This is a genomic window from Streptococcus sp. HMSC10E12 (assembly GCF_001807855.1).
Taxonomy (GTDB): Bacteria; Bacillota; Bacilli; order Lactobacillales; family Streptococcaceae; genus Streptococcus; species Streptococcus salivarius.
In genome coordinates, this window is the sequence record NZ_KV791092.1 from 51,949 (window position 1) to 78,861 (window position 26,913).

At 39.5% G+C, this 26,913-nt stretch carries 24 protein-coding genes; 20 read left to right on the forward strand and 4 right to left on the reverse strand.

What is annotated here, in order from left to right; genetic code table 11:
* Positions 1-63: 63 nt before the first annotated feature.
* Together rbfA and HMPREF3112_RS05935 are read left to right on the forward strand one after the other, a co-directional pair.
* Positions 64-417, forward strand: coding sequence for a 30S ribosome-binding factor RbfA (gene rbfA, locus HMPREF3112_RS05930; protein ID WP_002883798.1), 354 nt, complete (start codon positions 64-66; stop codon positions 415-417).
* Positions 418-481: 64 nt separating this feature from the next.
* Entirely contained in the window at positions 482-1,045 is a 564-nt protein-coding gene (locus HMPREF3112_RS05935; RefSeq protein WP_070438643.1) for an LOG family protein, read from the forward strand.
* Between the two features lie 76 nt (positions 1,046-1,121).
* Here HMPREF3112_RS05935 and HMPREF3112_RS05940 read toward each other — a convergent pair whose 3' ends face one another.
* Positions 1,122-2,567, reverse strand: a complete 1,446-nt coding sequence (locus tag HMPREF3112_RS05940) for a UDP-N-acetylmuramoyl-L-alanyl-D-glutamate--L-lysine ligase (protein WP_070438646.1) — start codon at positions 2,565-2,567, stop codon at positions 1,122-1,124.
* Positions 2,568-2,661: 94 nt separating this feature from the next.
* Here HMPREF3112_RS05940 and HMPREF3112_RS05945 point away from each other — a divergent pair, with 94 nt between their 5' ends.
* The 4 genes from HMPREF3112_RS05945 (at position 2,662) to HMPREF3112_RS05960 (ending at position 9,752) form a co-directional block, all read left to right on the forward strand.
* On the forward strand, positions 2,662-4,293 hold the full coding sequence (locus HMPREF3112_RS05945; protein WP_037604033.1) for a putative polysaccharide biosynthesis protein: 1,632 nt from the start codon (positions 2,662-2,664) through the stop codon (positions 4,291-4,293).
* 116 nt (positions 4,294-4,409) lie between these two features.
* Positions 4,410-7,190: a cation-translocating P-type ATPase gene (locus HMPREF3112_RS05950; protein WP_070438649.1), complete on the forward strand. Its 2,781-nt coding sequence runs from the start codon at positions 4,410-4,412 to the stop codon at positions 7,188-7,190.
* Between the two features lie 293 nt (positions 7,191-7,483).
* A complete protein-coding gene (locus tag HMPREF3112_RS05955) occupies positions 7,484-8,578 on the forward strand; it encodes a cystathionine gamma-synthase (protein WP_070438651.1) in 1,095 nt (364 codons plus the stop codon).
* Between the two features lie 10 nt (positions 8,579-8,588).
* Positions 8,589-9,752, forward strand: a complete 1,164-nt coding sequence (locus HMPREF3112_RS05960) for a MalY/PatB family protein (protein WP_021151464.1) — start codon at positions 8,589-8,591, stop codon at positions 9,750-9,752.
* A gap of 35 nt (positions 9,753-9,787) precedes the next feature.
* Here the strand turns inward: HMPREF3112_RS05960 and HMPREF3112_RS05965 are convergent, their stop codons facing one another.
* Positions 9,788-11,509, reverse strand: coding sequence for a glycoside hydrolase family 32 protein (locus HMPREF3112_RS05965; RefSeq protein ID WP_048674271.1), 1,722 nt, complete (start codon positions 11,507-11,509; stop codon positions 9,788-9,790).
* A gap of 160 nt (positions 11,510-11,669) precedes the next feature.
* Here HMPREF3112_RS05965 and HMPREF3112_RS05970 point away from each other — a divergent pair, with 160 nt between their 5' ends.
* The 11 genes from HMPREF3112_RS05970 to HMPREF3112_RS06020 all read left to right on the forward strand — a co-directional run bounded on the left by HMPREF3112_RS05970 (position 11,670) and on the right by HMPREF3112_RS06020 (position 22,360).
* Positions 11,670-14,585, forward strand: a complete 2,916-nt coding sequence (locus HMPREF3112_RS05970) for a glycoside hydrolase family 68 protein (RefSeq protein WP_037599043.1) — start codon at positions 11,670-11,672, stop codon at positions 14,583-14,585.
* A gap of 89 nt (positions 14,586-14,674) precedes the next feature.
* Positions 14,675-15,304 carry a uracil phosphoribosyltransferase gene (gene upp / locus HMPREF3112_RS05975; RefSeq protein WP_002883819.1) on the forward strand — a complete coding sequence of 210 codons (630 nt, stop codon included), beginning with the start codon at positions 14,675-14,677 and terminating at the stop codon, positions 15,302-15,304.
* A gap of 173 nt (positions 15,305-15,477) precedes the next feature.
* A complete protein-coding gene (locus tag HMPREF3112_RS05980; RefSeq protein WP_002883818.1) occupies positions 15,478-16,068 on the forward strand; it encodes an ATP-dependent Clp protease proteolytic subunit in 591 nt (196 codons plus the stop codon).
* A gap of 85 nt (positions 16,069-16,153) precedes the next feature.
* On the forward strand, positions 16,154-16,603 hold the full coding sequence (locus HMPREF3112_RS05985) for a YlbF/YmcA family competence regulator (protein WP_037599044.1): 450 nt from the start codon (positions 16,154-16,156) through the stop codon (positions 16,601-16,603).
* On the forward strand, positions 16,596-16,877 hold the full coding sequence (locus HMPREF3112_RS05990; RefSeq protein ID WP_037599045.1) for a DUF2129 domain-containing protein: 282 nt from the start codon (positions 16,596-16,598) through the stop codon (positions 16,875-16,877). Before HMPREF3112_RS05985 ends, HMPREF3112_RS05990 begins: the two co-directional genes overlap by 8 nt.
* A gap of 154 nt (positions 16,878-17,031) precedes the next feature.
* A complete protein-coding gene (locus HMPREF3112_RS05995; RefSeq protein WP_037599046.1) occupies positions 17,032-18,207 on the forward strand; it encodes an ABC transporter substrate-binding protein in 1,176 nt (391 codons plus the stop codon).
* Positions 18,208-18,250: 43 nt separating this feature from the next.
* Positions 18,251-19,135, forward strand: a complete 885-nt coding sequence (locus HMPREF3112_RS06000) for a branched-chain amino acid ABC transporter permease (protein WP_002890014.1) — start codon at positions 18,251-18,253, stop codon at positions 19,133-19,135.
* Positions 19,136-19,138: 3 nt separating this feature from the next.
* Positions 19,139-20,089: a branched-chain amino acid ABC transporter permease gene (locus HMPREF3112_RS06005; protein ID WP_002883720.1), complete on the forward strand. Its 951-nt coding sequence runs from the start codon at positions 19,139-19,141 to the stop codon at positions 20,087-20,089.
* 2 nt (positions 20,090-20,091) lie between these two features.
* A complete protein-coding gene (locus HMPREF3112_RS06010) occupies positions 20,092-20,856 on the forward strand; it encodes an ABC transporter ATP-binding protein (RefSeq protein WP_048674265.1) in 765 nt (254 codons plus the stop codon).
* Complete coding sequence (locus HMPREF3112_RS06015; protein WP_014633927.1) at positions 20,856-21,566, forward strand: ABC transporter ATP-binding protein; 711 nt, start codon at positions 20,856-20,858, stop codon at positions 21,564-21,566. Before HMPREF3112_RS06010 ends, HMPREF3112_RS06015 begins: the two co-directional genes overlap by 1 nt.
* Positions 21,567-21,700: 134 nt before the next feature.
* A complete protein-coding gene (locus HMPREF3112_RS06020; RefSeq protein WP_048674261.1) occupies positions 21,701-22,360 on the forward strand; it encodes a CBS and ACT domain-containing protein in 660 nt (219 codons plus the stop codon).
* Positions 22,361-22,544: 184 nt separating this feature from the next.
* Here the strand turns inward: HMPREF3112_RS06020 and cysK are convergent, their stop codons facing one another.
* Both cysK and HMPREF3112_RS06030 read right to left on the reverse strand, forming a co-directional pair.
* On the reverse strand, positions 22,545-23,471 hold the full coding sequence (gene cysK / locus HMPREF3112_RS06025; protein WP_002883742.1) for a cysteine synthase A: 927 nt from the start codon (positions 23,469-23,471) through the stop codon (positions 22,545-22,547).
* A 101-nt stretch (positions 23,472-23,572) separates the two neighbouring features.
* Positions 23,573-24,199, reverse strand: a complete 627-nt coding sequence (locus tag HMPREF3112_RS06030) for a YigZ family protein (RefSeq protein ID WP_048674260.1) — start codon at positions 24,197-24,199, stop codon at positions 23,573-23,575.
* A 54-nt stretch (positions 24,200-24,253) separates the two neighbouring features.
* On the opposite strand from HMPREF3112_RS06030, the gene HMPREF3112_RS06035 reads away from it, so the two are divergent.
* The 3 genes from HMPREF3112_RS06035 (at position 24,254) to hpf (ending at position 26,843) form a co-directional block, all read left to right on the forward strand.
* Complete coding sequence (locus HMPREF3112_RS06035) at positions 24,254-25,573, forward strand: ATP-dependent helicase ComFA (RefSeq protein WP_048674256.1); 1,320 nt, start codon at positions 24,254-24,256, stop codon at positions 25,571-25,573.
* Positions 25,554-26,216 (forward strand): ComF family protein, encoded by a 663-nt coding sequence (locus tag HMPREF3112_RS06040; RefSeq protein ID WP_048674254.1) that lies wholly within the window; start codon positions 25,554-25,556, stop codon positions 26,214-26,216. Before HMPREF3112_RS06035 ends, HMPREF3112_RS06040 begins: the two co-directional genes overlap by 20 nt.
* 78 nt (positions 26,217-26,294) lie before the next feature.
* On the forward strand, positions 26,295-26,843 hold the full coding sequence (gene hpf, locus HMPREF3112_RS06045; RefSeq protein WP_048674252.1) for a ribosome hibernation-promoting factor, HPF/YfiA family: 549 nt from the start codon (positions 26,295-26,297) through the stop codon (positions 26,841-26,843).
* Positions 26,844-26,913: the final 70 nt, after the last annotated feature.

A 26,913-nucleotide genomic window follows, 5' to 3' on the forward strand; every position in this document is an offset into this window, starting at 1 on the left:
GACAAAGCTAGGTCATCTGGCCTGGCTTTTGTTCCATCATAATAAGAGAGAAAGGATAAGACTATGGGAAATTCATTTCGTGTAGACCGTGTTGGTATGGAAATCAAACGTGAGGTCAATGAAATTCTTCAAAAGAAGGTTCGTGATCCACGCGTGCAGGATGTCACTATCACAGATGTACAGATGCTTGGTGATTTGTCAGCTGCTAAGATTTTTTACACCATTCATTCAACCTTGGCCTCAGATAACCAAAAAGCACAAACTGGTCTTGAAAAGGCTACTGGTACAATCAAGCGTGAACTTGGTAAAAAATTGACCATGTATAAGATTCCAGATTTGACCTTCATTAAGGATGAGTCTATCGAATACGGTAATAAAATTGATGAAATGCTTCGTAATTTGGAGCGTAAAGACTAAGAAAAAATTCCTGTCAGTTATGGCAGGAATTTTGCGTTATAATAGAATAAAAAGGAGGGCTTCAATGAAAGTAACGGTCTATTTGGGTGCTAATATGGGTGATAGTCCTAGCTTTAAGAAAGCAACAATTACCTTGGGTCAGTGGATTGCTAAAAATGGGCATACCTTAGTCTATGGTGGCAGTAAGATGGGACTTATGGGAGTTCTTGGTGATACGGTTTTGGAAAATGGTGGACAGGCTCATGGCATTATGCCACAATTTCTCAAAGATAGGGAGATAGCTTATGAGGGATTAACCTCAATGACGATAGTAGAAACTATGGCAGAACGAAAGACTGCCATGCTAGAGCAAGGAGATCTCTTTATCGCACTTCCAGGAGGTCTAGGGACATTGGAAGAAATCTCTGAAGCTATTGCAGCTGCTCGAGTCGGTAGGTTGGACAAACCCTGTGTTTTCTTCAATCTCAATGGCTATTATGATGTTATGAAAACGATGTTAGATACCATGGTTACTCATGATTTTTTGGAGGCTGAAACAGCAGCAAAATTCCTCTTTACAGATGATTTTTCAGAAATTGAAGCTTTCGTCCAGTCTTATGAACCACCTCAATTGAGACGTTATCGGTAGTATTGCTTTAATTTGTAAAAATGAGATGAATTAAAAAGATTCAATGACACATCATTGAATCTTTTTAATTAAATCTTTACAAATATTTCTTAGCGACTTCAATATCGCCAGCATAGTTATCACGTTTTCCATTTACGATTTGGAAGGCATCGGCACCTTTACCAGCGATAACCACAGCGTCTTTGGAGTCTATAGTCTCAGACATTGCTGTTTTAATAGCTTTCTCTCGATCAACAATGATACGAACCTCACGACTGATGTGGCTAGCAATTTCCTGACAGATAGCAAGAGGATCTTCCTTGTTAGGATCATCAGCTGTTAGGATGACATCAACATCAGGGTAGGTATTGAGGACATGTCCAAAGTCTTTACGACGACTTTCACCCTTATTTCCAGGAGCCCCTAGAATTAGACTAATACGACCATCTTGATGGCTGGTTACGACTTGTAAGAGTTTATCTAGGCTATCCCCATTGTGAGCATAGTCAACAAATGTCTTAGCTCCATTAGTTTGGGTTAGAACCTCCATACGCCCTGGAACAGAGGTTTGAGCGATTCCTTCCTTGATGTCTTGAAGGTTAGCTCCGAGACGTAGGCAGGCCAGACCAGCAGCCATAGCATTGTCCTGGTTAAAGTCACCGATGAGTTGGATATCATAGTCACCGGCTAACTTCCCACTTGCCTTAAAGCTAAAACCTGAGCCATGTTTAACAGCATTGTCAGAGTTTTTACCATAGAAGTCATGCTCTTTATCCGCAACTTCCTCAGCGATAAAATCAAAGTGATCCATACCGCTATTGACGATAACAACTCGACTGTTTTCCAAGAGGAGACGCTTATGGTAGAAGTAGTCTTCAAAGGTTGGGTGTTCAATAGGCCCAATATGGTCTGGGCTGATGTTAAGAAAGACACCTACATCAAAAGTCAATCCATAGACACGCTTTGTCAGATAGGCTTGACTTGAGACTTCCATAATCAGATGGGTCATGTCATTAGTAACAGCTTCAGCCATCATACGGAAAAGGTCCAAACTCTCAGGTGTTGTTAAGGTAGACTTGAAGAAGGTTTTTCCGTCTAGTGTTGTGTTCATGGTTGAAAGCATAGCAGGTTTATGACTTTGCTTGAGAATATTGAAGGCAAAGTAGGCTGCTGTTGTTTTCCCTTTTGTCCCAGTAAAGGCCAGCAATTTAAGCTTGTCTTGAGGGTATTGGTAGAAGGCCTGAGCAACGAGGCTCATAGCCTGTTTGATATCTGATACGATAATGGCAGGAATTTCCACTTGATAATCTTTTTCAGCCACGTAGAAACGCAAGCCAGCTTTGACAGCATTCTCTAAAAATTCAGGCTTGAAGGCAGCTCCTTTGGCAAAGAAGAGGGACAATGGTGTGACATCACGACTATCATAAGAAAGATGATCAAAAGTCACCCCAGTCCATGAATAGTAGTAGTTGTCTTGGTCGATAATATCTCTAAAATTATGGTCCTTTTTAAGAACCTCTAGAACTTGTTCAATAGTAATCATAGTTCCTATTTTAGCCTTAATGTTCTTGTTTTACAAGTCACAGCCAAAAGTTTATAATAAACTAGATTATATTTTATTCTCTAGAAAGAAAGTTATGACTGAAACTAAAACTGATACACAGCAGCAGCAGATGCTAAGAGGGACGGCATGGATGACAGCATCCAATATTATCAGTCGTCTATTGGGGGCACTCTACATTATTCCTTGGTATGCTTGGATGGGTAAACAAGGTGACCAAGCCAATGCCCTCTTTGGTCAAGGGTATAATATTTATGCTCTTTTCCTCTTGATTTCAACAGCAGGTATTCCAGTCGCGATTGCCAAACAGGTGTCTAAATACAACACTCTTGGAAAAATGGAGACGAGTTTCTTCTTACTCAAGCGTATCTTGTATTACATGATTGGTCTCGGACTGATCTTTGGCGTTTTCATGTACTTTGCTTCGCCGTGGATGTCTTACCTTTCTGGGGGAGATGAGGATCTGGTTCGCGTCATGCGTAGTCTTTCTTGGGCAGTTGTTATTTTCCCATCCATGTCTGTTTTACGAGGCTTTTTCCAAGGCTTTAACAATATGAAGCCTTATGCCTTAAGTCAAATTGCGGAACAGATTATCCGTGTTATTTGGATGCTGTTGGCGACCTTCTTTATCATGAAAATTGGGACAGGCGATTATGTGACAGCAGTTGTCCAATCGACTTTTGCTGCTTTTATCGGTATGTTGGCTAGTTATGGGGTGCTTTTCTTCTACCTTTGGAAGGAGGGCAAGCTCAAGAGTCTTTTTGGCAAGCAGGCTGTTCATCCGGATATCAATCCAACTGCAATTGTTATTGAAACCTTTAAGGAAGCTGTCCCTTTTATTATCACTGGATCTGCTATTCAGCTTTTCCAACTGATTGATCAATGGACCTTTATCCGTACTATGGAGAAGTTTACAAGCTATAGTAACAGTCAACTTCAGGTTCTCTATGCTTACTTGTCTTCAAACCCAAGTAAGATTACCATGATTTTGATTGCCGTTGCTCTTTCTATTGCCGGGGTTGGGATTCCACTCTTGACGGAAAATATGGTTAAGAAAGATCTTAAGGGAGCGGCTAAACTGATTATCAATAACTTACAGTTGCTTTTGCTCTTTATTGTTCCTGCCATTGTAGGATCAGTGATTTTAGCTAAACCACTTTATACAGTCTTTTATGGTGCGCCAGATAGTCAGGCCCACTTGCTCTTTGTAGCCAGTCTGATTCAAGTTATTTTCTTGGCCTTGTACAGCGTTTTAGCACCAATGCTTCAGGCAATCTTTGAAACCCGTAAAGCTATCAACTATTTTGCGATTGGGGTTTTAGTTAAGGCAATCCTACAGTTACCATTGATTATTTTCCTAGGAGCCCTTGGCCCGGTTATTTCAACAGCCATCGGTTTAGGTGTTCCGATTGCTCTCATGTATAATCACCTCCACACTGTTACGCACTTTAGTCGTAAGACAGTGTTTAGAAAAGCCTTGCTCATCTGTATCCTTACAGTGCTCATGGCTATCCCAGTTGCGGTCTTCTATTGGTTGTTCCAGTTTGTACTGTCACCAATAAGCCGTATGGGTAGTGTGATTTACTTGGTCATTGGAGGAGGCCTTGGAATCGGTGTCTATGGCGTTCTTGCTCTTGTAACTCGTATGGCTGACCAATTGCTTGGTGCCCGAGCAGCTAGTCTGCGTGCTAAATTACATATTAAATAAAATTTAAACCAAGTCATGTGGCTTGGTTTTTTTCTTTTCAACCTTTTCTGAAAAAGGAGTATAATAGGGGTGAAAAAATGAAATCGTTTTAATGATTTAGAATCGAGGAAAGGATTATGGTTGATTCTAGACAAGAACATATAAAATTAGGGACCTATCCTCCTGAACAAGTTTACCAAGTCTTGCAGACAAGCCCTCAAGGTTTGAGCTCACAAGAGGTTAAGGAGAGGCAGGCGACGTATGGTCCTAATCAATTGAAGGAAAGTAAGAAGGAGCCTATTTGGCTGACCTTTTTCAGACATTTTACTAGTCTTATGGCGCTCTTATTGTGGGTTGGTGGCTTTATCGCCATGCTTTCTCATAGCTTAGAGTTGGGGATTGCAATTTGGTTGGTCAACATTATTAATGGTCTCTTTAGCTTTATTCAAGAATATAGGGCGAGTCAGGCTACGGCAGCTCTTAATAAGCTTCTTCCATCCTATGCGCGAGTTCTTCGTGATGGTAAGGAGGATAAGATTCTAGCTCAGGACTTGGTGCCAGGTGACTTGGTTTTCATTGAAGAAGGAGACCGTATTTCTGCAGATGGACGCTTGGTCGCTGTGACAGATTTGCAGGTTAACCAGTCTGCCCTCACTGGTGAGTCTAATCCTATTTATAAGTCAGATCAAGCAGATTTGACTCCCGACAAGACTGAGTTAGAGTATGACAATATGGTGTTTGCGGGGACTACAGTCTCTTCTGGTTCTGGACATTTTATAGTATCTGCTATCGGGATGAAAACTGAGTTTGGACAGATTGCGGATTTGACACAGAATCTTGCTCAGGAAAAGAGTCCCCTTCAGAAGGAATTGGACCATTTGACTAAACAGATTTCAGTTATTGCGGTGTCTGTAGGTCTCTTCTTTATGGTGGCAGCGACTCTATTTGTCCACCAACCTTTGTCTCAAGCCTTTATTTTTGCATTGGGGATGATTGTGGCCTTTATTCCTGAGGGGCTTCTTCCCACAGTTACTCTTTCTCTAGCCATGGCCGTTCAGCGCATGGCTAAGGACCATGCTTTGGTTAAGAAGCTGTCTTCGGTTGAGACGCTAGGAGCAACTTCTGTTATTTGTTCGGATAAAACAGGGACTTTGACGCAAAATGCCATGACGGTTAACCACTTGTGGACTTTGTCAGACAGTTATGAGGTCACTGGGCTAGGTTATGCATCAGAAGGACAGATTGAGCAGGAAGGACGGCCTGTTTCTCTTGAAGAAAATGAGCTTCTTAATCGTTTGGTCAGATTCTCACATTTGGCTAGCAATGCTCAAGTTGTAGCTCCTAGTGCTGATAATCCCAATTATACGATTTTAGGTGATCCAACTGAGGCTTGTCTTAATGTTCTCGCCGAAAAAGCAAGAATAAATTTAAATGACAATCATACTTGGGCCCCTCGAATCAAGGAAATTCCCTTCGATTCTGATCGTAAACGGATGACAACAGTGCATAAGCTTGAGTCAGGATTGGATGGTAGTTATCATATATCTATCACCAAAGGTGCTCCAAAAGAAGTGATGGAGCTTTGCTCAGATTACTATGATAATCAAGGGATGATTAAATCATTGACAGCTACTGAGCGTCAGGCTATCCTTGCGGCTAACGATAAGTTTGCCCGTGATGGTCTACGTGTTTTAGCTGTGGCCTATAGACCTTTAGATAGCGAGCATATTGGAGAAGACCGGTGGGACATGCAGACCCTGGAGGAAAATATGGTCTTTCTAGGTTTAGTTGCCATGAGTGATCCGCCACGTCAGGGGGTGCGAGAGGCTATTGAAAAATGCCATCGAGCCAGTATTCGTATTATCATGGTGACAGGTGACTATGGTTTGACAGCTCTCAGTATTGCTAAGAAAATCGGAATTGTACAAGGGGATGACGCGCGTGTTGTTTCGGGACTTGAACTAGCTGCCATGGATGACGACCAGCTCAAAGAAGCGCTTAAAGGGGAAATTGTTTTTGCTCGTGTAGCGCCTGAACAGAAATACCGTGTGGTCAATGCACTTCAGGAGCTTGGTGAGGTTGTCGCTGTTACTGGTGATGGTGTTAATGATGCCCCTGCCCTTAAAAAAGCTGATATCGGTGTAGCTATGGGGGTATCGGGAACCGATGTTGCCAAGGAATCTGCGGATATGATCTTAACAGATGATCATTTTGTTTCGATTGTACATGCTGTTGAAGAAGGTCGTGCGGTTTATAGAAATATTCAAAAATTCCTGACTTATATTTTTAATTCCAATACACCTGAAGCTGTACCCTCTGCTTTCTTCTTGTTCTCTTTGGGACGCATACCTCTTCCCTTAACGGTTATGCAAATCCTAGCTATTGACTTGGGGACAGATATGGTACCTGCTTTGGGATTGGGGGTTGAACCACCTGAAGAAGGAGTGATGGATAAGCCACCAAGACGTTTATCAGACCGCTTACTCAATCGCCAACTATTGATTAAAGCTTTTGTCTGGTACGGACTGATTGAAGCAGCCTTAGCTATGGGGGCTTTCTTCCTTAATTATTGGGTTAATCAAGGTAACTTAAACCATTTGGCTAGCTCAGGTCCTCTCTACCGAGAGGCAACCACAATGACCTTAGGTGCTATTATCTTTACCCAAATTGGTATGGCTATGAATAGCCGTAAGGGTAGGGGATCTATTTTCCAACTTAAACCATTTGCTAATCGGATTATTAGCTTAGGGATTGTTTTAGAAATTGTTCTCTTTATCATCCTGTCTTACGTGCCTCTCTTCCACACGCTATTTAACACTGCGCCTATTGGACTTGATGATTGGCTCTATTTACTCGCTTGTCCGTTTGTTATTATGGCTTTGGAAGAAATTAGATATCGCTTATTTGATAAAAAGTAAGTCAGTGGCTAACCTCAGATTGAAGCAAGACTTTTAAATCATTTCTTAGTGCTTGAAACTATAATGTTTTAGGCACTTTTTGACGTTTGAAAACTTATTTTCGACATTCTCAAAAATTGGGCTTATTTTAAATTATAGACAGCATCTATCTGTATTTTTAGGTTATAGAAATAAACTATAGCTAACTATCAAGAATCCGTATGATGAACTTACCATTATTTTCAGAAAATAGTGATAAAATAGAGGTCATAGATATGGATTATATCCACTTTACCATGTAGAAAGGGCACATTATGACACAAGAATATCAATTAGAAACCATTTTGGCACACGCAGGAATCAATTCGGATGAAGCAACAGGAGCCTTGGCTTCACCGATTCATTTTTCAACAACCTACCAACATCCAGAATTTGGCCATTCTACTGGTTTTGACTATACACGAACTAAAAATCCAACACGCGCAACAGTGGAAAAAACACTTGCAGCTATTGAAAAAGCAGATTATGCTATTGCGACAAGTTCAGGGATGAGCGCCATTGTTTTGGCCTTTGAAATTTTCCCAGTAGGTAGCAAGGTTGTAGCTGCGCGTGACCTTTACGGAGGCTCTTTCCGTTGGTTTAATGACAAGGAAAAAGAAGGGCGCTTCTTTTTTGAATACACTAATACCGAAGACGAGATGATTGCGGCTATCACTGATGATACTGATATTGTCTACATCGAAACACCAACAAACCCACTTATGATTGAGTTTGATATTGAAAAAGTGGCAAAAATTGCTCATGATAAGGGTGCAGTGGTTATTGTTGATAATACTTTCTATAGCCCAATCTATCAAACACCGATTACTCAAGGTGCTGATATCGTTGTACATTCAGCTACTAAATACCTATCAGGTCATAATGATGTTTTGGCTGGTGTTGTTGTGACTAGCAACCAAGAATTTTACGATAAACTTTATTATAACCTCAATACTACGGGCCCTACCTTATCACCATTTGATAGCTATATGCTCATGCGTGGTCTTAAGACCTTAAAACTTCGTATGGAGGCATCGACAGCTAATGCTCAAGAAGTTGTAGCTTTCTTAGAAAAGTCACCGGCTGTTAAGGAAATTCTCTATCCAGGCAAGGGTGGGATGATTTCCTTCAAAGTGGCTGATCAAGACAAGATTCCAACCATTATCAATTCTCTAAAGGTCTTTACCTTTGCAGAGAGCCTAGGTGGTGTTGAAAGCTTGATTACCTACCCAACGACACAAACCCACGCAGATATTCCAGGTGATGTGCGTGCTTCCTATGGTTTGACAGACGACTTGCTTCGTCTTTCAATTGGTATTGAAGCAGCACAAGATTTGATTGCTGACTTGGAAAATGCCCTTAGTCTTTAAGGAGTTATCTATGACACGTTATGATTTTACAACACAACCAAATCGCTTGGATCAAAATACCATGAAATGGCACGAAGCCGAAAGCAATCCAGAACTACTTGAGCTTTGGGTTGCCGATATGGACTTCCTACCTGTTCCTGAGATTAGGGATGCAGTTATCAACTATGCTGAGACACATATTTTTGGTTATCCTTATCCAAGTGAAGAGCTTTATCAGTCCATCATTAATTGGGAAAAAAACCAACACGGTTACGTCGTTGATAAAGAGAGTATTGTTCTCATTGAAGGTGTTGTTCCAGCCATTTCAACGGCTATTCAAGCCTTTACCAAAGAAGGTGATGCTGTTCTCATCAACACACCAGTTTATCCGCCTTTTGCTCGTTCTGTCCGTTTGAATAATCGTCGATTGATTGAAAATAGTCTTGTTAAGGTTAATGGGCATTTCGAAATTGATTTTGAACAATTGGAACGTGATATCGTCGAGAATGATGTTAAACTTTATGTTTTTTGTAGCCCACATAATCCAGGTGGGCGTGTCTGGACCAAAGAGGAATTGACCAAGGTAGCAGATTTGTGTCAGAAACATGGTGTCCTCTTGGTATCTGATGAGATCCACCAAGACTTAGCCCTATATGGGAATAAGCACATCTCTATGAATACCATTTCAGATGCTTACAAGGACTTTACCTTGGTGCTTAGTTCGGCTACTAAAACCTTTAATATTGCTGGTACCAAAAACAGTTTTACTATCATTGAAAATGAAGACTTACGTAAAGCCTTTAAACAAAAGCAGTTGGCAAATAATCAACATGAAATTCCAACCATTGGTTTGATTACAACCCAAGCAGCTCTGACCTATGGGCAACCTTGGTTAGAGGAATTGAAGACTGTCTTTGAAACTAATATTGACCTTTTAACCAAGGAACTTAGTGAAAAGACTAATATCAAAGTCATGAAACCTGAGGGAACTTACTTGGTTTGGCTTGATTTTTCAGCCTATGATCAAGACCATAATGAACTTGGACGTTTGCTTAAAGAAGAAGCCAAGGTAGTGCTAAATGACGGTATTACTTTTGGTTCTGAAGGAGAGAAACATTTCCGCTTTAACGTAGCTACGCCAACTACAGTTGTTGCTGAAGGAGTTAAACGTCTCGTTTCTGTCTTTGGAAAATAATAAAAGTGATGCAAATAGCATCACTTTTATTATTGTTATGAGTGTACATCGTAGATTTTCAAGTTTAATAGTAGATCTTCCTGAGTGGAGAAAACCTTGACATCCTGCTTGCCAGAGGTATTAAATCTGGCTAGAGTGTAGGTTTGGCCATTGGGGAAGAAAATTTCCAAGCTACGATTGTCTGTAATAAGCGTTATAGTGATATTATCATTTTCCTTATAGAGACTGTCAGCTTTATAACCTTGACCGTTACCTAAGAGTCCATCGTAATAGTAAGAAGAGGCAGTTTGACTACCATCCATGCTGTTGTTCAGTTCAGCAGCATAGGTAGAGACCTGATAGGTACCACTTGTTATTTGGTAGGCGATTTTAACGTAATCAGAGCCTTGCCAGATATCAATGTAGATATAGCCTCCTTCTTTCTTAATATTTGAAAAATGCAGTTGGTAATACCCCGCACTATTTTTTTCAGCAAGGTCAAGAAGGCCATTAGCATTCTGATTGTGACTTTTATCAATCCAAGGTTTTCTATTGTCACTGGTGAGTGGTCTTTGACTCGAAATGTTGCCGTTTTGATTTTTGAGGGTTAATTGTTCATTTTTATAGAGGGGAGCAGACTGAATAATACCGTTCTTATCCAGTTGTAGCTGTCTGGGTGTAGTGTAAAAACCGATAGTTTTTAGAAAATCACTCTTGGCCTCTTGGTCACTGTGAATGCCTGACGTGAAGTAATTCCAATTACCAACCCAGCCAAGACTGATAAGGTTATGATTGCTTTCTTCGATTCGATTGCTTCCAGTGAAGTTAGCGCCATAATAGTCTGAGCCTTGATCTAAGCGTTTTGTTTCTGTATCTGCAATAAATAAGCCGTTACCATCTAAATGCCCTACAGTATAGTAGGTTCCAGTTGTTTCGCCTGAAGCTGTATCCTTAGCTCCAAAAAAGAGAACTTGCTTGTCCTGACCGTCAGTTGTTGTCATTGTTTTGAGAACGGGACACTCGATAGGAGCGTTGTCCTGCCAGTTACGACCCTTAAAAAATGTTTCGGGTAGGATTTTGGAGTCTCCCTTGCTATCTTCTTTGGTCCAGTTGATACCATCTTGAGATTGATAAATACCTAAGGCGTTACCTTCAGCGACATACATGAGTAATTTGTCTTTGAAGTGGAAGACATAAGGATCGCGGAAATCTTTACCGTTATAGGATTGTTCCTTTGTCAATAAAGGTTTACCATCTTTTAGGGAATTAGTAAAGCTAGCTCCCTTGTCATTTGATGCACTAGCATAGATTGCCTGGCTTCCATCATCCATGAGTCCAGTAAAATAGGCGACAGGTTCTTCGTTTTGGATACCAGAAATCCCCTGACTATCTGTGACTACACTACCTGTCCAAGCAGAATGCCACCCCTCTTTAGGGTCACCACCCTTTGCTGGTATAGCAGTCTCTTGTTTACTATAGGTGATAAAATCTTTAGTCGTTGTATGTGTCCAATCTTGACCGTTGGGTCCAAAAGGATCAGTAGCCCCATCCACAGAGTGTAGAAAATAGATATCATAGTAATTTTTTTCTTGATTCCACACGATAGTCTGTAGGTCGTTAGACCATCCTTTATGAGATGCTAGATGAAAGGTTTGACTCACAGAAACCTTATTTGTTTTTTGGGAAGGATTGTTAGCGTTCTCATTTTTTATTATAAAAACAAAAAATAAAATTAAAAAAACGAGAGCTAAAATTAGAGGTGAATATTTTGATTCCATATAGTGATATTTCCTGATAAAATTACTTATTTTGTAGTTATTATTTTAACAAAAAAATAGTTTTTTACAAAAAATATCAATTTGTCATTAAAAAAAGATTGGAATTTAGATTAAAAAATGATAGAATAAAACATGTAAAAACCTAAAAGGAGAGTTTTATATGGATAGTACAGTTAATTCACAGTCAAATACAGTAGCACCAAAGCAAGCAGAGTGCAAAAAGATGCGTTATAGCATCCGTAAGGTTGCCGCAGTAGGGGCAACATCAGCACTTGTTGGTACCTTGGCATTTTTAGGTGCCACTCAGGTAAAAGCTGATCAAGTTACAGAAACAGCACCAGCTGTAGCTACTGCGACAGCAACACCAGAAACAAGCACAGCATCTCTAACGGTAGCCAGTGAAACAGCAACAAGTGTGGCAACTTCAGAAGCAGTTGAATCTTCAGTTGCACATTCAGAGGTTACAACTACACCAGTTACAGAGACACAACCAAGCAACACAACTCCATCAGTAGTCGAAGAAAAGGCGTCTAGCACAGTAGTGACATCTTCATCAGATGCAACAACACCTTCATCAACAGTTGCTGCGGTTTCTGCTCCAGCTCATACATCAGAGGCTGCAGTAGAAGCACCAACTTCAACAGCAAGCTCAGAAACAGCTGATACACATACTGAAGTAGCCCTTAAACCTACTGAAAACAGCGCTGCTAATGCAAACCTTAGCAAACTTAACGGTCGTATCAAGTCTATTGTTGAAGATAATATGACCTCAGATCAAATCGTTGCCTTGACTGAGGAAGAAATTAAAGCACTTAATAAAGTTGACTTTAGCGATGATGCTATCAAGGGTACAGGTACTAGCTTGACTTACCGTAACTTGAAAGATATCGTTGCTAGCTTCTTGAAGCAAGACAGCAAATTGGCAGTTCCTTACTTTAAAGCAGATACAATCATCAATATGCCTGCTTTCAACACTGTTGATGCCCAAACGATGAAAAAAGAAGAAATCGACGTTTGGGATTCTTGGCCAGTCCAAGATGCTGAGTCAGGTGTAGTAAGCAACTGGAACGGTTATCAGTTGGTTATCTCAATGGCCGGTGCACCAAATAAAAACTCAAACCACATTTACTTGCTCTATAGTAAATACGGAGATAATGACTTTACGCATTGGAAAAATGCGGGTCCAATCTTTGGTTATAATGCCCTTGAAGATGACCAACAATGGTCAGGTTCAGCGACGGTAAACTCTGACGGTAGTATCCAACTTTACTACACTAAGAATGATACTAGTGGCGGTAAATTGAACTGGCAACAATTGGCTAGTGCTACACTTAACCTAGCTGTTGAAAACGACGAAGTTGTTATTAAGTCAGTTGAAAATGACCACATTCTCTTTGGTGGGGATAACTATCATTATCAAAGTTATCCAAAATTCATGAGTACTTTCAACGATGACCACAACCACGATGGAAATCCAGACCGTACAGATAACTACTGTCTTCGTGACCCACACATCATTGAAGATAACGGTAGCCGCTACCTTATTTTCGAATCAAATACAGGTGACGAAAACTACCAAGGCGAAAAACAAATCTACAACTGGTCAAACTATGGAGGAGATGACGCCTTTAACCTTAAGTCATTCCTCAATATTGTCAATAATAAACACCTTTATAACCTTGCTTCATGGGCAAATGGTTCTATTGGTATCTTGAAACTTGACGACAATGAGAAAAATCCATCTGTAGCTGAACTTTACACACCACTTGTTACTAGCCACTTGGTTACTGATGAAGTAGAACGTCCAAGTGTTGTTAAGATGGGTAACAAGTATTACCTCTTCACTGCTTCACGTATCAATAAATCTACGGATGCTGAAGGTACTGTAGCAGCGCGTGAAGCTGTCGGTGATGACGTTGTCATGCTCGGATTCGTATCAGATAGCCTCCGTGGAGAATATCGTCCACTTAATGGCTCAGGTGTGGTTTTGACAGCCTCTGTACCAGCTGACTGGCGTACATCTACCTATTCTTACTATGCGGTTCCTGTTGAAGGCTCATCAGATACTCTTTTGGTAACTTCTTACATGACTAACCGTGGTGGAATTGCCGGTGCTGAGAATAAATCAACGTGGGCTCCAAGCTTCCTTATCAAGATGAATGCAGATGATACTACAGAAGTTCTTCCTAAGATGACGAATCAAGGTGACTGGATTTGGGATAAATCTAGTGAAAGCTTGGTACACGTAGGCGATCAAAACAGTGCTAAATTGCCAAACGAGGACTTTAATGTAGATTATTATGCGGTATCGGGTTATGGTCTTAAACCACATACTTATCCTACAGTTGATGGTTCAACAGGCGTTTCTGAAGCTCACGGTGTCTTGACTGTAACTGTTAAAGATGGTAAAGACAAGAAGGCAGATAAGCCAGAAACACCAGTAAGTCCAACAGAAGGTAATCATTCTGTTGATGATAAGTCTAACAAACCAGATACACCTTCTAAACCAGCAGACAATAATCAACCATCAACTAATAAAGAAGATAAACCAGCAACGCCGACGAATCCAGATTCTCCAGTTCGTAATCCGTTCCCTTATTTCACAGATCGCCCATCTAATGATAATAATTCATCAGATGATCATCATGTAGAGGTTCCTGCGAAACCTTCAACAGAGGGTTCTGTGGGTGACCGTCGTCCAGTAGCTCAAGCTACAGAGATTGCGTCACCAGTACCAGAGGCTATTGTAGCAACTGGACCAACTGTTTCAACGACTCCTGTTAAAGAAGAGTCTGTCACTGAAACAGAAGCTCCAAAACCAGCGAAGTCTGAAGAGGAAGTTCAGTCTCACGGAGTCGCTAAAGCTGATGAAGTAACTAAGTCTGATGAGTCAAGTAAAGACAACAATACTAAAGTTGCTGCCAAACTTGCTACGACTCCTAAGACACCAAGTGATTCAGAAGGTTCAAAGAGCAACATTCTTTCAATCTTGGCGACTATCTTTGCAGCAATTGCAAGTCTAGCTCTTCTTGGCTATGGTTTGGTCACAGGAAAGATTCATTTGCCTAAAAAATAATCCTTTTCAAAAACGTTTGCAGTAAAGCAAGCGTTTTTTTTGCCTTTTTGATATAATGGAGTGAGTATAAAGCAAAGGAAGAAACTATTATGGGTAAATTTCAAGTTATTTCACATCCACTGATTCAACATAAACTTTCAATCCTCCGTCGTGAGGATACTTCTACTAAGGACTTCCGTGAGCTAGTTAATGAAATTGCTATGCTCATGGGTTACGAAGTGTCTCGTGACCTTCCTCTCGAAGAGGTTGAAATTCAAACACCAATTACCAAAACTGTACAAAAACAACTTTCTGGTAAGAAATTGGCGATTGTTCCAATTCTTCGTGCGGGTATTGGTATGGTCGATGGTTTCCTTAGCCTTGTACCAGCAGCTAAAGTTGGTCATATTGGTATGTATCGTGACGAGGAAACTCTTGAGCCGGTTGAGTACTTGGTTAAATTACCAGAAGACATTGATCAACGTCAGATTTTTGTAGTAGACCCTATGCTTGCGACTGGTGGTTCAGCAATCTTGGCAGTAGACTCACTTAAAAAACGTGGTGCAGCTAATATCAAGTTTGTTTGCTTAGTTGCAGCACCAGAAGGTGTCAAAAAATTGCAAGATGCTCACCCAGATATCGATATCTACACAGCATCTTTGGATGAGAAACTTAATGAAAACGGTTATATTGTTCCAGGTCTTGGAGATGCAGGTGACCGTCTCTTTGGTACAAAATAAGTTGAAAAGGGAAAATTTCCCTTTTTTTACTAGATTAATAAGTTTTAAGTGAGATTGGTTTAGGAGAGTTTAGCACTCTTTTAGAAAGAGTGCTAAGAATGATGTTTTTTATTTGACCTAATTTGACTAAAATCATATAATAGCATCAAGACAATATTAAAAGGAGGATTCATATGATTCCTGTAGTAATTGAACAAACATCACGCGGTGAGCGTTCTTACGATATTTACTCACGTTTGCTCAAGGATCGTATCATCATGTTAACAGGTCCTGTTGAAGATAATATGGCAAACTCAATTATCGCCCAACTCTTGTTCTTGGATGCTCAAGACAATACAAAAGATATCTATCTTTATGTTAATACACCAGGTGGATCCGTTTCGGCAGGTCTTGCCATTGTTGATACAATGAACTTCATCAAGTCTGATGTTCAGACTATCGTTATGGGGATGGCAGCATCTATGGGAACAATTATCGCTTCAAGCGGTACAAAAGGTAAACGTTTCATGTTGCCGAATGCAGAGTACATGATTCACCAACCAATGGGTGGTACTGGTGGCGGTACGCAACAAACAGACATGGCTATCGCAGCTGAACACTTGCTCAAGACACGTAATAACTTGGAGCAAATCTTGGCAGATAATTCTGGACAACCAATTGAAAAAGTTCATGTAGACGCTGAACGTGACAATTGGATGAGTGCTCAAGAAACGCTTGAATATGGTTTCATCGATGAAATCATGGCTAATAACCAATTAAAATAAACTGAGCTTGTCTTAAACAAAAGTCAGATGCAAATCGGTTGTATAAGGACCGTTTCATCTGGCTTTTTGTGTTATAATAGAAAACATGTTAATAATCAATGAGGAGTTGCTTGCGATTGATCAAGCTATAGAGTATCTTGTTTCGTATTTTCTAAAGCTACCTGAGGTAGAGAATTATCGTTTAAAACGCCAGAAATTCGAAAATGATAGAGAACTTCAAGAGCAACTCTTTGCATTTCAAAAATTAAAGGATAGCTATGATACTGCTAAGGCGTATGAGGCTTTTAGACCAGATGTGAGAGAGTTGAAACGTCAGGTTTTGCGAATGAAGCGTCAAATTGATTTAAACGAGGTGGTTATTGGCTATCGTCAGGCAGAGTTCGATTTACAGACTATTTTAGCCAATCTTGGTGAGGAGATTGCCCAAGCTGTTTCAAATCAGATTTTTATTGATACTGGGCTACCTCTTGCCCCTCATAAACCACATCATAAAAAGGGAGACACTAACATAAAGGAGAAGATGAGTCATGATTAAGCGTCAAGGCATTATTGTTTATTTATACTACAATAGAGACTTACGTAAAATTGCCAAGTTTGGGGATGTTGTCTACCATTCTTTTAAGATGCGTTATGTGCACCTTTATGTAGATGAGGACAAGGTCGAGGATATTTTGAAAGAGCTCGATGGAATGAAAGCAGTGAAAAAAGTTCTGCCTTCTTACTATTCTGATATTGATATGGACTTTGTAGGTAGTCTGGAACGTTACGACACCTCAGTCCCTGAACCGTTTAAGAACTTTTCTCTTTAATAAGAGAAAAGTTTTTTTCTTTTTAAAGAGTTATTCTTAAAGTAATGGAAACGATTACTGTCGCTAAAGCTTAGTTATGTGTAGTTGACAATTGTCTGATAATTCTGTAAGCTATAAGATGAACTTTTTTAAGAAAATATTAAGGAGAAATCTTATGTCTAAAAAGATCACACTTATTGTGTTAGCCTTTTTTGCTTCCATTTTCTTGGTTGCCTGTGGCAAGTCACCAGATGTGACTGCTAATGCCAATGGTACTAAGATTGGCGATACAATCAAAATTGGTGTTAACATGGAGTTGACAGGTGCCGTTGCAGCCTATGGTAAGGCGGAGCAGAATGGTATTAAGTTGGCTGTTGACGAAATTAACAAAGCTGGTGGCGTCGATGGCAAAAAGCTTGAGCTTGTCACAAAAGATAATAAATCTGAAAATGCTGAAGCTTCAACATCTTCAACGAACTTGGCTATTCAGAGTAATGTAAATGCTATCGTTGGTCCAGCGACATCAGGTGCTGTTGCTGCGGCTAGCCTCGTATCACAAAAAACAGGGGTTCCTTTGCTGACACCTTCAGGTACGCAGGACGACCTTACGGTAGATGCTAAAGGTACGAAGAAATTCGTTTTCCGTACAACCTTCAAGGATAGTTACCAAGGTAAAGTTTTGGCAGCTTATTCTTACAATAATTTGAATGCTAAGAAAGTAGTTCTCTACTATGATAATGCTTCAGATTATGCCAAAGGTATTGCGGATGAATTCAAGCGTGAGTATAAAGGTCAAATCGTTACTGAAGCTACCTTTGCTTCAGGGGACAAGGATTATCAGTCAGCCTTGACTAAATTTAAAGACCTTGATTATGATGCTATTGTAATGCCTGGTTACTATACTGAGACTGGTATTATCACTAAACAAGCACGTGACCTTGGAATTGATAAACCAATCCTTGGACCTGACGGATTCAGTGATGCGAAATTTACTGAGCTTGCAGGTAAAAAGAATGCTTCAAACGTCTACTATGTATCAGGATATTCAACAAATGTTGCTCTTTCTGACAAGGCATCAGGATTCATCGAAGCATATAAGAAAGCCTACAACACTGACCCGAATATGTTTGCTGCTCTAGCTTACGATTCTGTTTATATGATTGCAGAAGCATCAAAAGATGCGAAAACATCAGTTGATATTGCTGATAACTTAGCACAATTGAAAAACTTTGTCGGGGTTACAGGTAAAATGACGATTGATAAGGATCATAACCCTATTAAAGCAGCTCTTATGGTTAAAAGAGATAATGGTGAAGAGGTTTCAGCGGAAGCCGTTGAAATTGAAAAATAATCTGTTATCTATACTAAAAATGAACTAGAAAGTTTGGTTAAATATGTTTTTTGAACAACTTCCCCAACAACTAGTCAATGGTATCATCTTGGGTAGTATCTATGCCTTACTTGCCCTTGGATATACCATGGTTTATGGGATTATCAAATTGATTAACTTTGCCCATGGAGACATCTATATGATGGGTGCCTTCGTTGGTTACTATGCGATTAATAGCCTCGGAATGAATTTCTGGGTTGCCCTTGTCTTTGCTATGCTTGTCTGTGCGATTTTAGGGGTTGTCATTGAGTTCTTGGCTTATCGCCCACTCCGTAATTCGACACGTATTTCTGCCTTGATTACGGCTATTGGTGTCTCATTCTTCCTTGAGTACATCATGGTTCTCTTTGTAGGTGCAGATACACGTTCATTCCCTCAAAAGATTGCAATTGAGACTTATCATCTTGGATCAATCTCTGTAACAAATGTGCAATTGCTTATCTTGGTAGTTGCCCTTGTCCTTATGGTTGCTCTTCAATTGATTGTTAAAAAGACTAAGATGGGTAAAGCTATGCGTGCCGTATCTGTAGACAGTGATGCAGCTGAATTGATGGGTATTAATGTTAATAACACTATCAGCTTCACTTTTGCTCTTGGATCATCACTAGCAGGGGCGGCGGGTGTCCTTATTGGTCTTTACTATAACTCTATCGAACCTCTTATGGGTATGACACCAGGTATTAAAGCCTTTGTTGCTGCCGTTCTTGGTGGTATCGGTATTATCCCTGGTGCAGCACTTGGTGGATTTGTTATCGGTATTTTGGAGACATTATCAACTGCAATTGGTTTGTCAAGTTACCGTGATGCCATCGTTTATGGTGTCTTGATCGTTATCCTTTTGGTTCGTCCAGCGGGTATCCTCGGTAAAAATGTGAAAGAGAAGGTGTAAGACATGAAGAAAAATCTAAAAGTAAACCTTATTTGGTTTGGTCTTATCATTGGGCTCTTCCTTATCTTGAAAGGTCTTGAACTTTCAGGTATCATGAACCTTTACTACATCCAAATCTTAATGGGGATTGGAATCTCAATTCTTATGGGACTTGGTACTAACCTGGTTCTTGGTTTCTCAGGACAATTTACACTTGGACAAGCTGGTTTCATGGCAATTGGTGCCTATTCATCAGCTATCATCACTGGTATGATGCCAACATATGACGGTTTCTACCTCTCAATGGTTGTCGGTGTCATCATCGCAGCTATTGTTGCCCTTATCTTTGGTCTACCTACCCTTCGTTTGAAAGGTGACTACCTTGCCATTGCAACTCTTGGTATGGCTGAAATCATCCGTATCATTATCGTTAATGGTGGTGAATTGACTAATGGTGCCGCTGGTTTGACAGGTATCCTTCCTTATACAAGTTGGCCTGTAATTTATTTCTTTGTCGTTATCATTACAATTTTGGTACTCAACTTCTTGCGTTCAGCAACTGGACGTCAAGCAATCACTCTTCGTGAAGATGAAATTGCTGCTGAGTCAATGGGTGTTAATGTCACAAAAATGAAGGTTCTTATCTTTGTTATTGGTGCCATGATTTCAGCGATTGCTGGTTCACTTTATGTCAGCTACATCGGTACAGTTGTGCCAAAAGATTTCACTATCATGAAATCAATTGATTACCTTATCATTGCCGTTCTTGGTGGTCTTGGATCTATCACAGGTACTATCATTGCCGCTGTTGTTCTTGGTATTATCAACATGTTCCTCCAAAACGTTTCAAACCTTCGTATGATTATTTACGCCTTGGCTTTGATTCTTGTAATGCTCTTCCGTCCAGGTGGACTTCTTGGAACAAAAGAACTCTATCTCTCAAAATTCTTCAATAAATCTAAGGAGGGCAAATAAAAATGGCACTTCTTGAAGTTAAAAATCTAACTAAAAACTTCGGTGGTTTGACTGCCGTTGGTGATGTTTCAATGGAACTCAATGAAGGTGAGTTGGTTGGGCTTATCGGACCAAACGGTGCTGGTAAAACAACCTTGTTCAACCTTTTGACAGGTGTCTATGAGCCAAGTGAAGGAACGGTTACACTTGACGGTACAATCCTAAATGGTAAAGCACCTTATAAAATCGCTTCACTCGGTTTGTCACGTACTTTCCAAAATATCCGTCTTTTCAAAGACATGACTGTGCTTGAAAATGTTCTTGTTGGTTTGTCAAATAAGCAACCTTCAAATTTCTTTGCATCTCTTTTGCGTTTGCCTAAGTACTATTCAAGTGAAGAAGAGTTAAAAGCAAAAGCTATGGAACTCTTGGCTATCTTCAACTTGGATGGAGAGGCAGATACACTTGCGAAAAACTTGGCTTACGGACAACAACGTCATTTGGAAATTGTTCGTGCGCTTGCAACAGAACCAAAAATTCTTTTCCTTGATGAACCAGCTGCGGGTATGAACCCACAAGAAACAGCTGAATTGACTGCTCATATTCGTCAAATTCAAAAAGACTTCGGTATTACAATCATCTTAATTGAGCATGATATGAGTTTGGTCATGGATGTTACTGAGCGTATCTATGTTTTGGAATATGGACGCTTGATTGCAGAAGGAACACCTGATGAAATTAAGAATAACAAACGCGTTATTGAAGCTTATTTGGGAGGTGAAGCATAATGGCTATGTTGAAAGTTGAAAATCTCTCAATTAAATATGGATCTATTGAAGCTGTTAAAAACGTCAGCTTTGAAGTTAATGAAGGTGAAGTTGTAACTCTAATCGGTGCTAACGGTGCAGGTAAGACATCAATTCTTCGTACAATCTCAGGTCTTGTTCGTCCAACTGAGGGAACCATTTCTTATCTCGGAAATGATATTCATAAAACACCTGCACGTAAGATTGTTGCTGAAGGTTTAGCTCAAGTACCTGAGGGACGTCATGTATTTGCAGGATTAACCGTAATGGAAAATCTTGAAATGGGAGCTTTCCTTCATACAAACAAAGAAGAGAACACAGCTCTCTTGAAAAAAGTCTTCCAACGTTTCCCACGCCTAGAAGAACGTAAGAATCAAGATGCAGCGACACTTTCTGGTGGTGAACAACAAATGCTTGCAATGGGCCGTGCCCTTATGAGTCGTCCAAAACTTTTGCTTTTGGATGAGCCTTCAATGGGACTTGCTCCAATCTTTATTCAGGAAATTTTTGATATTATCGAAGATATTAAGGCACAAGGGACTACCGTTCTTTTGATTGAGCAAAATGCCAATAAGGCTTTGTCAATTGCAGACCGTGGTTACGTTCTTGAAACTGGTAAAGTGGTTCTTTCAGGTACTGGTGAAGAACTTCTTGCATCAGATGAAGTTCGTAAAGCCTATCTTGGAGGATAAGAAAAAGCGCCCGAGGGCGTTTTTCTATCGTCTCATACTAATTGTAAAATACTAATTTTTCAGTAAAATATTGCAATCGGTTACAATTAGTGTGGTATAATACAAGTAAGAAATCATTCGGAGGAAAATGAAATATGGCAGTAAAAGATTTTATGACGAAACGTGTGGTTTATGTCTCACCAGAAACAACAGTTGCAGTAGCTGCAGATATTATGCGTGATAAAGGGTTGCGCCGTTTGCCGGTAATTGAACACGATAAACTTGTTGGGCTTATTACAGAAGGTACAATGGCGGAGGCTTCACCATCAAAAGCAACAAGCTTGTCAATTTATGAAATGAACTATCTCCTTAATAAGACAAAGGTAGGAGATATCATGATTAAGAATGTCCTCACTGTTTCCAAATATGCTAGCCTTGAGGATGCAATCTATATCATGCTTCAAAATAAAGTTGGAGTTCTTCCGGTTGTGGACAATGACCAAATTTCAGGAATTATCACAGATAAAGATGTCTTTCGTGCTTTCTTAGAAATTTCTGGTTATGGTCAAGCTGGAATTCGTATTGGGTTGGAAGTTCCAGATACTCCACGTGTTTTGGAAAAAATTGCGAACCTTATCGCTAGCGAGAATCTCAACATCGAACGTACAATTGTTGCGCCTAAAAATGACACTGTACTTCGTGTCGAACTCCAAGTTGAAGGAGAGATTGGAATTGACCAACTCAAGAAGGTTTTTGTAGAAGCAGGATTTACAGTTACTGAAATTGCAGAAACAGAAGCAAAAGAGTTAGACTAATAAAAAGGATAAAACAAACTAAATTCTTAAGACTTTAGTTATCCCAAAAAATAGAAAGTTTGTAGGAACAGTTCAGTGGAAATGAGATAATAATCTTTGCTTTTTTCTAGTAATTAATGAACTACAGGCTTGAACTTTATACAATAAAAAGAGGCTAGAACATTATGTTCTAGCTTCTTTTTTATTAGTCTTGAAAATCGTAAAGTGTTGTAGAGAGGTAACGCTCACCATTGTCAGGCAAGAGTGTCAAGACTTTTTTGCCTTCGCCAAGCTCAGCGGCAACTTTAAGGGCAGCAGCAATAGCAGCACCTGATGAGATACCAGCTAGGAAACCTTCTTGGCTACCCAATGTACGTGATGTTGCGATAGCTTCATCAGAAGGAATACGCACAACACTGTCATATGATTTTGTGTCCAATGTGTCAGGAATGAAACCAGTTGAGATACCTTGGATTTTGTGTGGTCCTGGTTTATCACCATTCAAGACGGCAGATTCGTCAGCTTCAATACCATAAACCTTGATATTTGGATTGGCAGCCTTAAGGGTTTTTGAAACACCTGAAATAGTACCACCAGTACCGATACCAGCAACAAAGGCATCTAAACCTTCTGCACCAAAATCTTCAAGAATTTCTTGACCAGTTGTAGCTGCGTGGACAGCTGGGTTTGATGGGTTGGCAAATTGAAGTGGTACCCAACCGTTGCGTTCAGCAGCAACTTCTTTAGCCTTAGCAATCGCACCCTTCATTCCTTCGCTACCAGGAGTCAATACAAGTTCAGCTCCATAAGCTTGGATGATTTTACGACGTTCAACACTCATTGTGTCAGGCATTACGATAACAACTTTATAGCCTTTAGCAGCACCAACCCAAGCGAGACCAATACCAGTGTTACCTGAAGTTGGTTCAACAATGGTATCACCAGGTTTAATCGTACCAGCTTTTTCAGCATCTTCAATCATACGAAGAGCAATACGGTCTTTTACTGAAGAACCAGGGTTAAAGGCTTCGAGTTTTACGTAAACATCTGCTGATCCTTCTGGAACAATAGAGTTAAGTTTAATAACAGGTGTTTTTCCAACAAGTTCAGTGATTGAGTTGTAAATTGTCATATTTAAAATCCTCTTAATCTTTGATTGATGGTTTTAAGTATACGACGGTAGGCTCAACTTGTAAAATACATCTTCTTTATCACTGTGATAACGTTTGACTATCAGATTGGAATTTCAACGATTTTCTTTCCAGATTTTTCATAATTAACTTTCCCCTGATAGAATTCGGTTAGTTCCTGACCAAGTCTTTCAATATCAGACTCTTCGACAAATAAAGTAGTAGAAACATCTGATAAGAAAGTTGTATCAAATTCTTGGAGTCCTTCTTTTTCAAGGAAGTTGGAGAAAACTTGGTACTGAGAGTAGGTTAACTCTACGGTTAGTCCTGTTAATTCCTTGACTTCGACTCGACCAATTTCTTCAATAGCATGAGCAACGCTACCAGAGTATGCGCGGATAAGACCACCTGCCCCAAGTTTGATTCCTCCAAAATAACGAGTCACAACTGCTACGACATTAGTAAGTCCTTGTTTTTCTAGAACAGTAAGCATAGGCACACCAGCTGTTCCAGAAGGTTCGCCATCATCACTCGAACGCTTAATTTGACCATCATCTCCAACAATCATTGCAGAGCAAGAGTGATTGGCCTTGTGATGCTCTTTCTTTATCTGAGCGATGTACTCTCTTCCTTCCTCTTCACTACTAATACGTTTCAAGTGACAAATAAAACGAGATTTTTTTATTTCTTCTTCAACGATTCCATCGTTGGCAATAGTTTTGTAATCCATAAAAAAATTTTATCATAAAAAGATGAATTCAAACATATTTTCGAATAGAAAGATATGGTACCTAAAGAATATTATGGACGACTATTTACGAAAGAGCAGTTGCCAGTGAACTATCACTCAGAGGCTTTAACATTAGAAAGTATGATAAAGATCGATAAACAACTTAGATGTAAAAGATGTTACAGTCGGATAGAGGAAGATTGGCAATTACCGGGAGGTCAGTATTATTGTAGAGCATGTATTGTCTTTGGTAGAAACCAAGAAGGAAAAGAACTTTATTATTTTCCTTCCAAAACATCAGAAATTGAATTTCCTGTTTTGAAGTGGTTTGGAGAACTGACTCCCTATCAAGCTAAGGTCTCAGAGAAACTTTTGAGAACTTATCAAAAGCAGAAAGATAGTCTCGTACATGCTGTGACCGGTGCTGGTAAGACAGAAATGATTTATAACATCGTTGCCTATGTTCTGGAAAATAAAGGTCATGTAGCTATCGCAAGTCCTAGGGTTGATGTTTGTCGAGAATTATTTCTACGTATGAAGAGGGATTTTACTTGTAGTATTTCCCTGCTTCATGCTGAGAGTGAACCATATGATGGTAGTCCGCTTGTAATAGCTACTACACATCAACTACTAAAGTTTTACCAGAGTTTTGACTTAGTTATTGTAGATGAAGTAGACGCATATCCTTTTGTAGGAAATGTCATGTTAAATCATGCTGTAGAACAGGCGAAGACCGAAACCGGTCGATTTATTTACTTAACAGCGACTTCAACATTATCTTTAGAAGAGCAAGTTCGACTTGGGACTTTAGAAAAACATCACCTTGCTAGACGTTTCCATGGAAATCCTTTAGTACTTCCTAAATTCTTCTGGCAGGGCAGATTACAAAAATCTCTGACAAGAGGCAAGCTTCCAAGACCTCTTCTTTATCAGATTAAAAAGCAACGTAAATCAAAATTTCCTCTATTAATCTTCTTTCCAAATATAGCGATAGGTGAAAAGTTTACAAGTATTCTACAAAAATATCTTCCAGATGAAAAAATGGCCTTTGTTTCCTCAAAAAGCGAGGAGCGTTCAACTATCGTAGAGAAGTTCCGAGAAAAAGAACTGTCTATCTTAGTTACAACAACTATCCTCGAACGTGGTGTAACCTTTCCACAAGTAGATGTTTTTGTTTGTATGGCAAATCATCACTTATATACTAGTTCGAGTCTTATTCAGATTGGAGGTCGAGTTGGAAGATCACCAGATAGACCGACAGGAAAGCTTTATTTCTTTCATGAAGGACTATCCAAATCAATGCTTCGGTGTCGAGAAGAGATAAAGGTTATGAATAAAAAAGGAGGGTTTAACAATGAAGTGTCTGCTATGTAATGATTGGATTGAATCGCTACCAAAATTAAGAGACCTCATTATGTTTAACCAAAGAAAAGAGTACTCTTGCCGATCTTGTAAACATCAGTTTAAAAACCTCTCAAAAGAAAGATGTCAAAATTGTAACAAAGAGTTATATGGAGATGCTTGTATTGATTGTAAACTTTGGATGAAAAAAGGCTATATTCCTAAGCACCTTGCTATTTATCGATATGAAGAAAATATGAAAGAGTATTTTAGTCGCTATAAATTTATGGGAGACTATTGTCTTAGAAAAATATTTCAACAAGATATTAAAAACAACTTAAAACCATTTTTGAAGAAAGGTTATACCATAGCACCAGTCCCATTATCGGAAGAACGCTTGGCAGAAAGAGGATTCAACCAAGTTGAGGGATTGATAGAGGGAATTCCCTATCGGGATATCTTTGAGAAAAGAGATATTGAGAAGCAATCCTCAAAAACACGCGAGGAGCGTCTAAGTCAAGATAATGCCTTCTGTCTCAAGGAAGGTATAAATCTACCAGATAAGATTATTATAGTGGATGATATCTATACAACGGGTTCCACTTTATATCAGATGGTTCAACTGTTAGAAGGTAGAGGTATTAAAGAAGTTTTGACCTTTTCACTAGCTAGATAATAAAAATCCTTGCAAATTTTCATGAAAAGGATATAATAAAGATAAAGAAAACGCTAACAAGCGAGAAAGAGGTCTTTTATGATTAAATATAGTATCCGTGGCGAAAACATCGAAGTAACTGAAGCACTTCGTGACTATGTTGAAAGTAAACTTAGCAAAGTTGAAAAATACTTCAACGAAGACCAAGAATTGAATGCACGTGTAAATCTTAAGGTTTATCGCGAAAAGACAGCTAAAGTAGAGGTTACTATTCCAATAGGTTCTGTAACACTAAGAGCAGAAGATGTTTCGCAAGATATGTATGGTTCTATTGACCTAGTGGTTGATAAGATTGAAAGACAAATCCGTAAAAACAAAACAAAAATTGCACGTAAGCATCGTGAAAAAGTTCCAACAGGAGAAGTGTTCTCAGCTGATTTTAATAACGAACAAGTTGAAGAAGCACCAGCTGTTGAAGTTGTAAGAACTAAAAACATTGAGTTGAAACCAATGGATGTTGAAGAAGCTATCCTTCAAATGGAGTTGTTGGGGCATGACTTCTTTATCTATACAGATAGTGAAGATCATACAACTAATGTTCTCTATAAACGAGAAGACGGAAACTACGGTTTGATTGAAGCTAAATAAATAAAAAGAAGGGAAGTAGGTTGAGAGACATGCTTCCTTTATTTTTTTCAAAAAACCTATTGACAAGCAT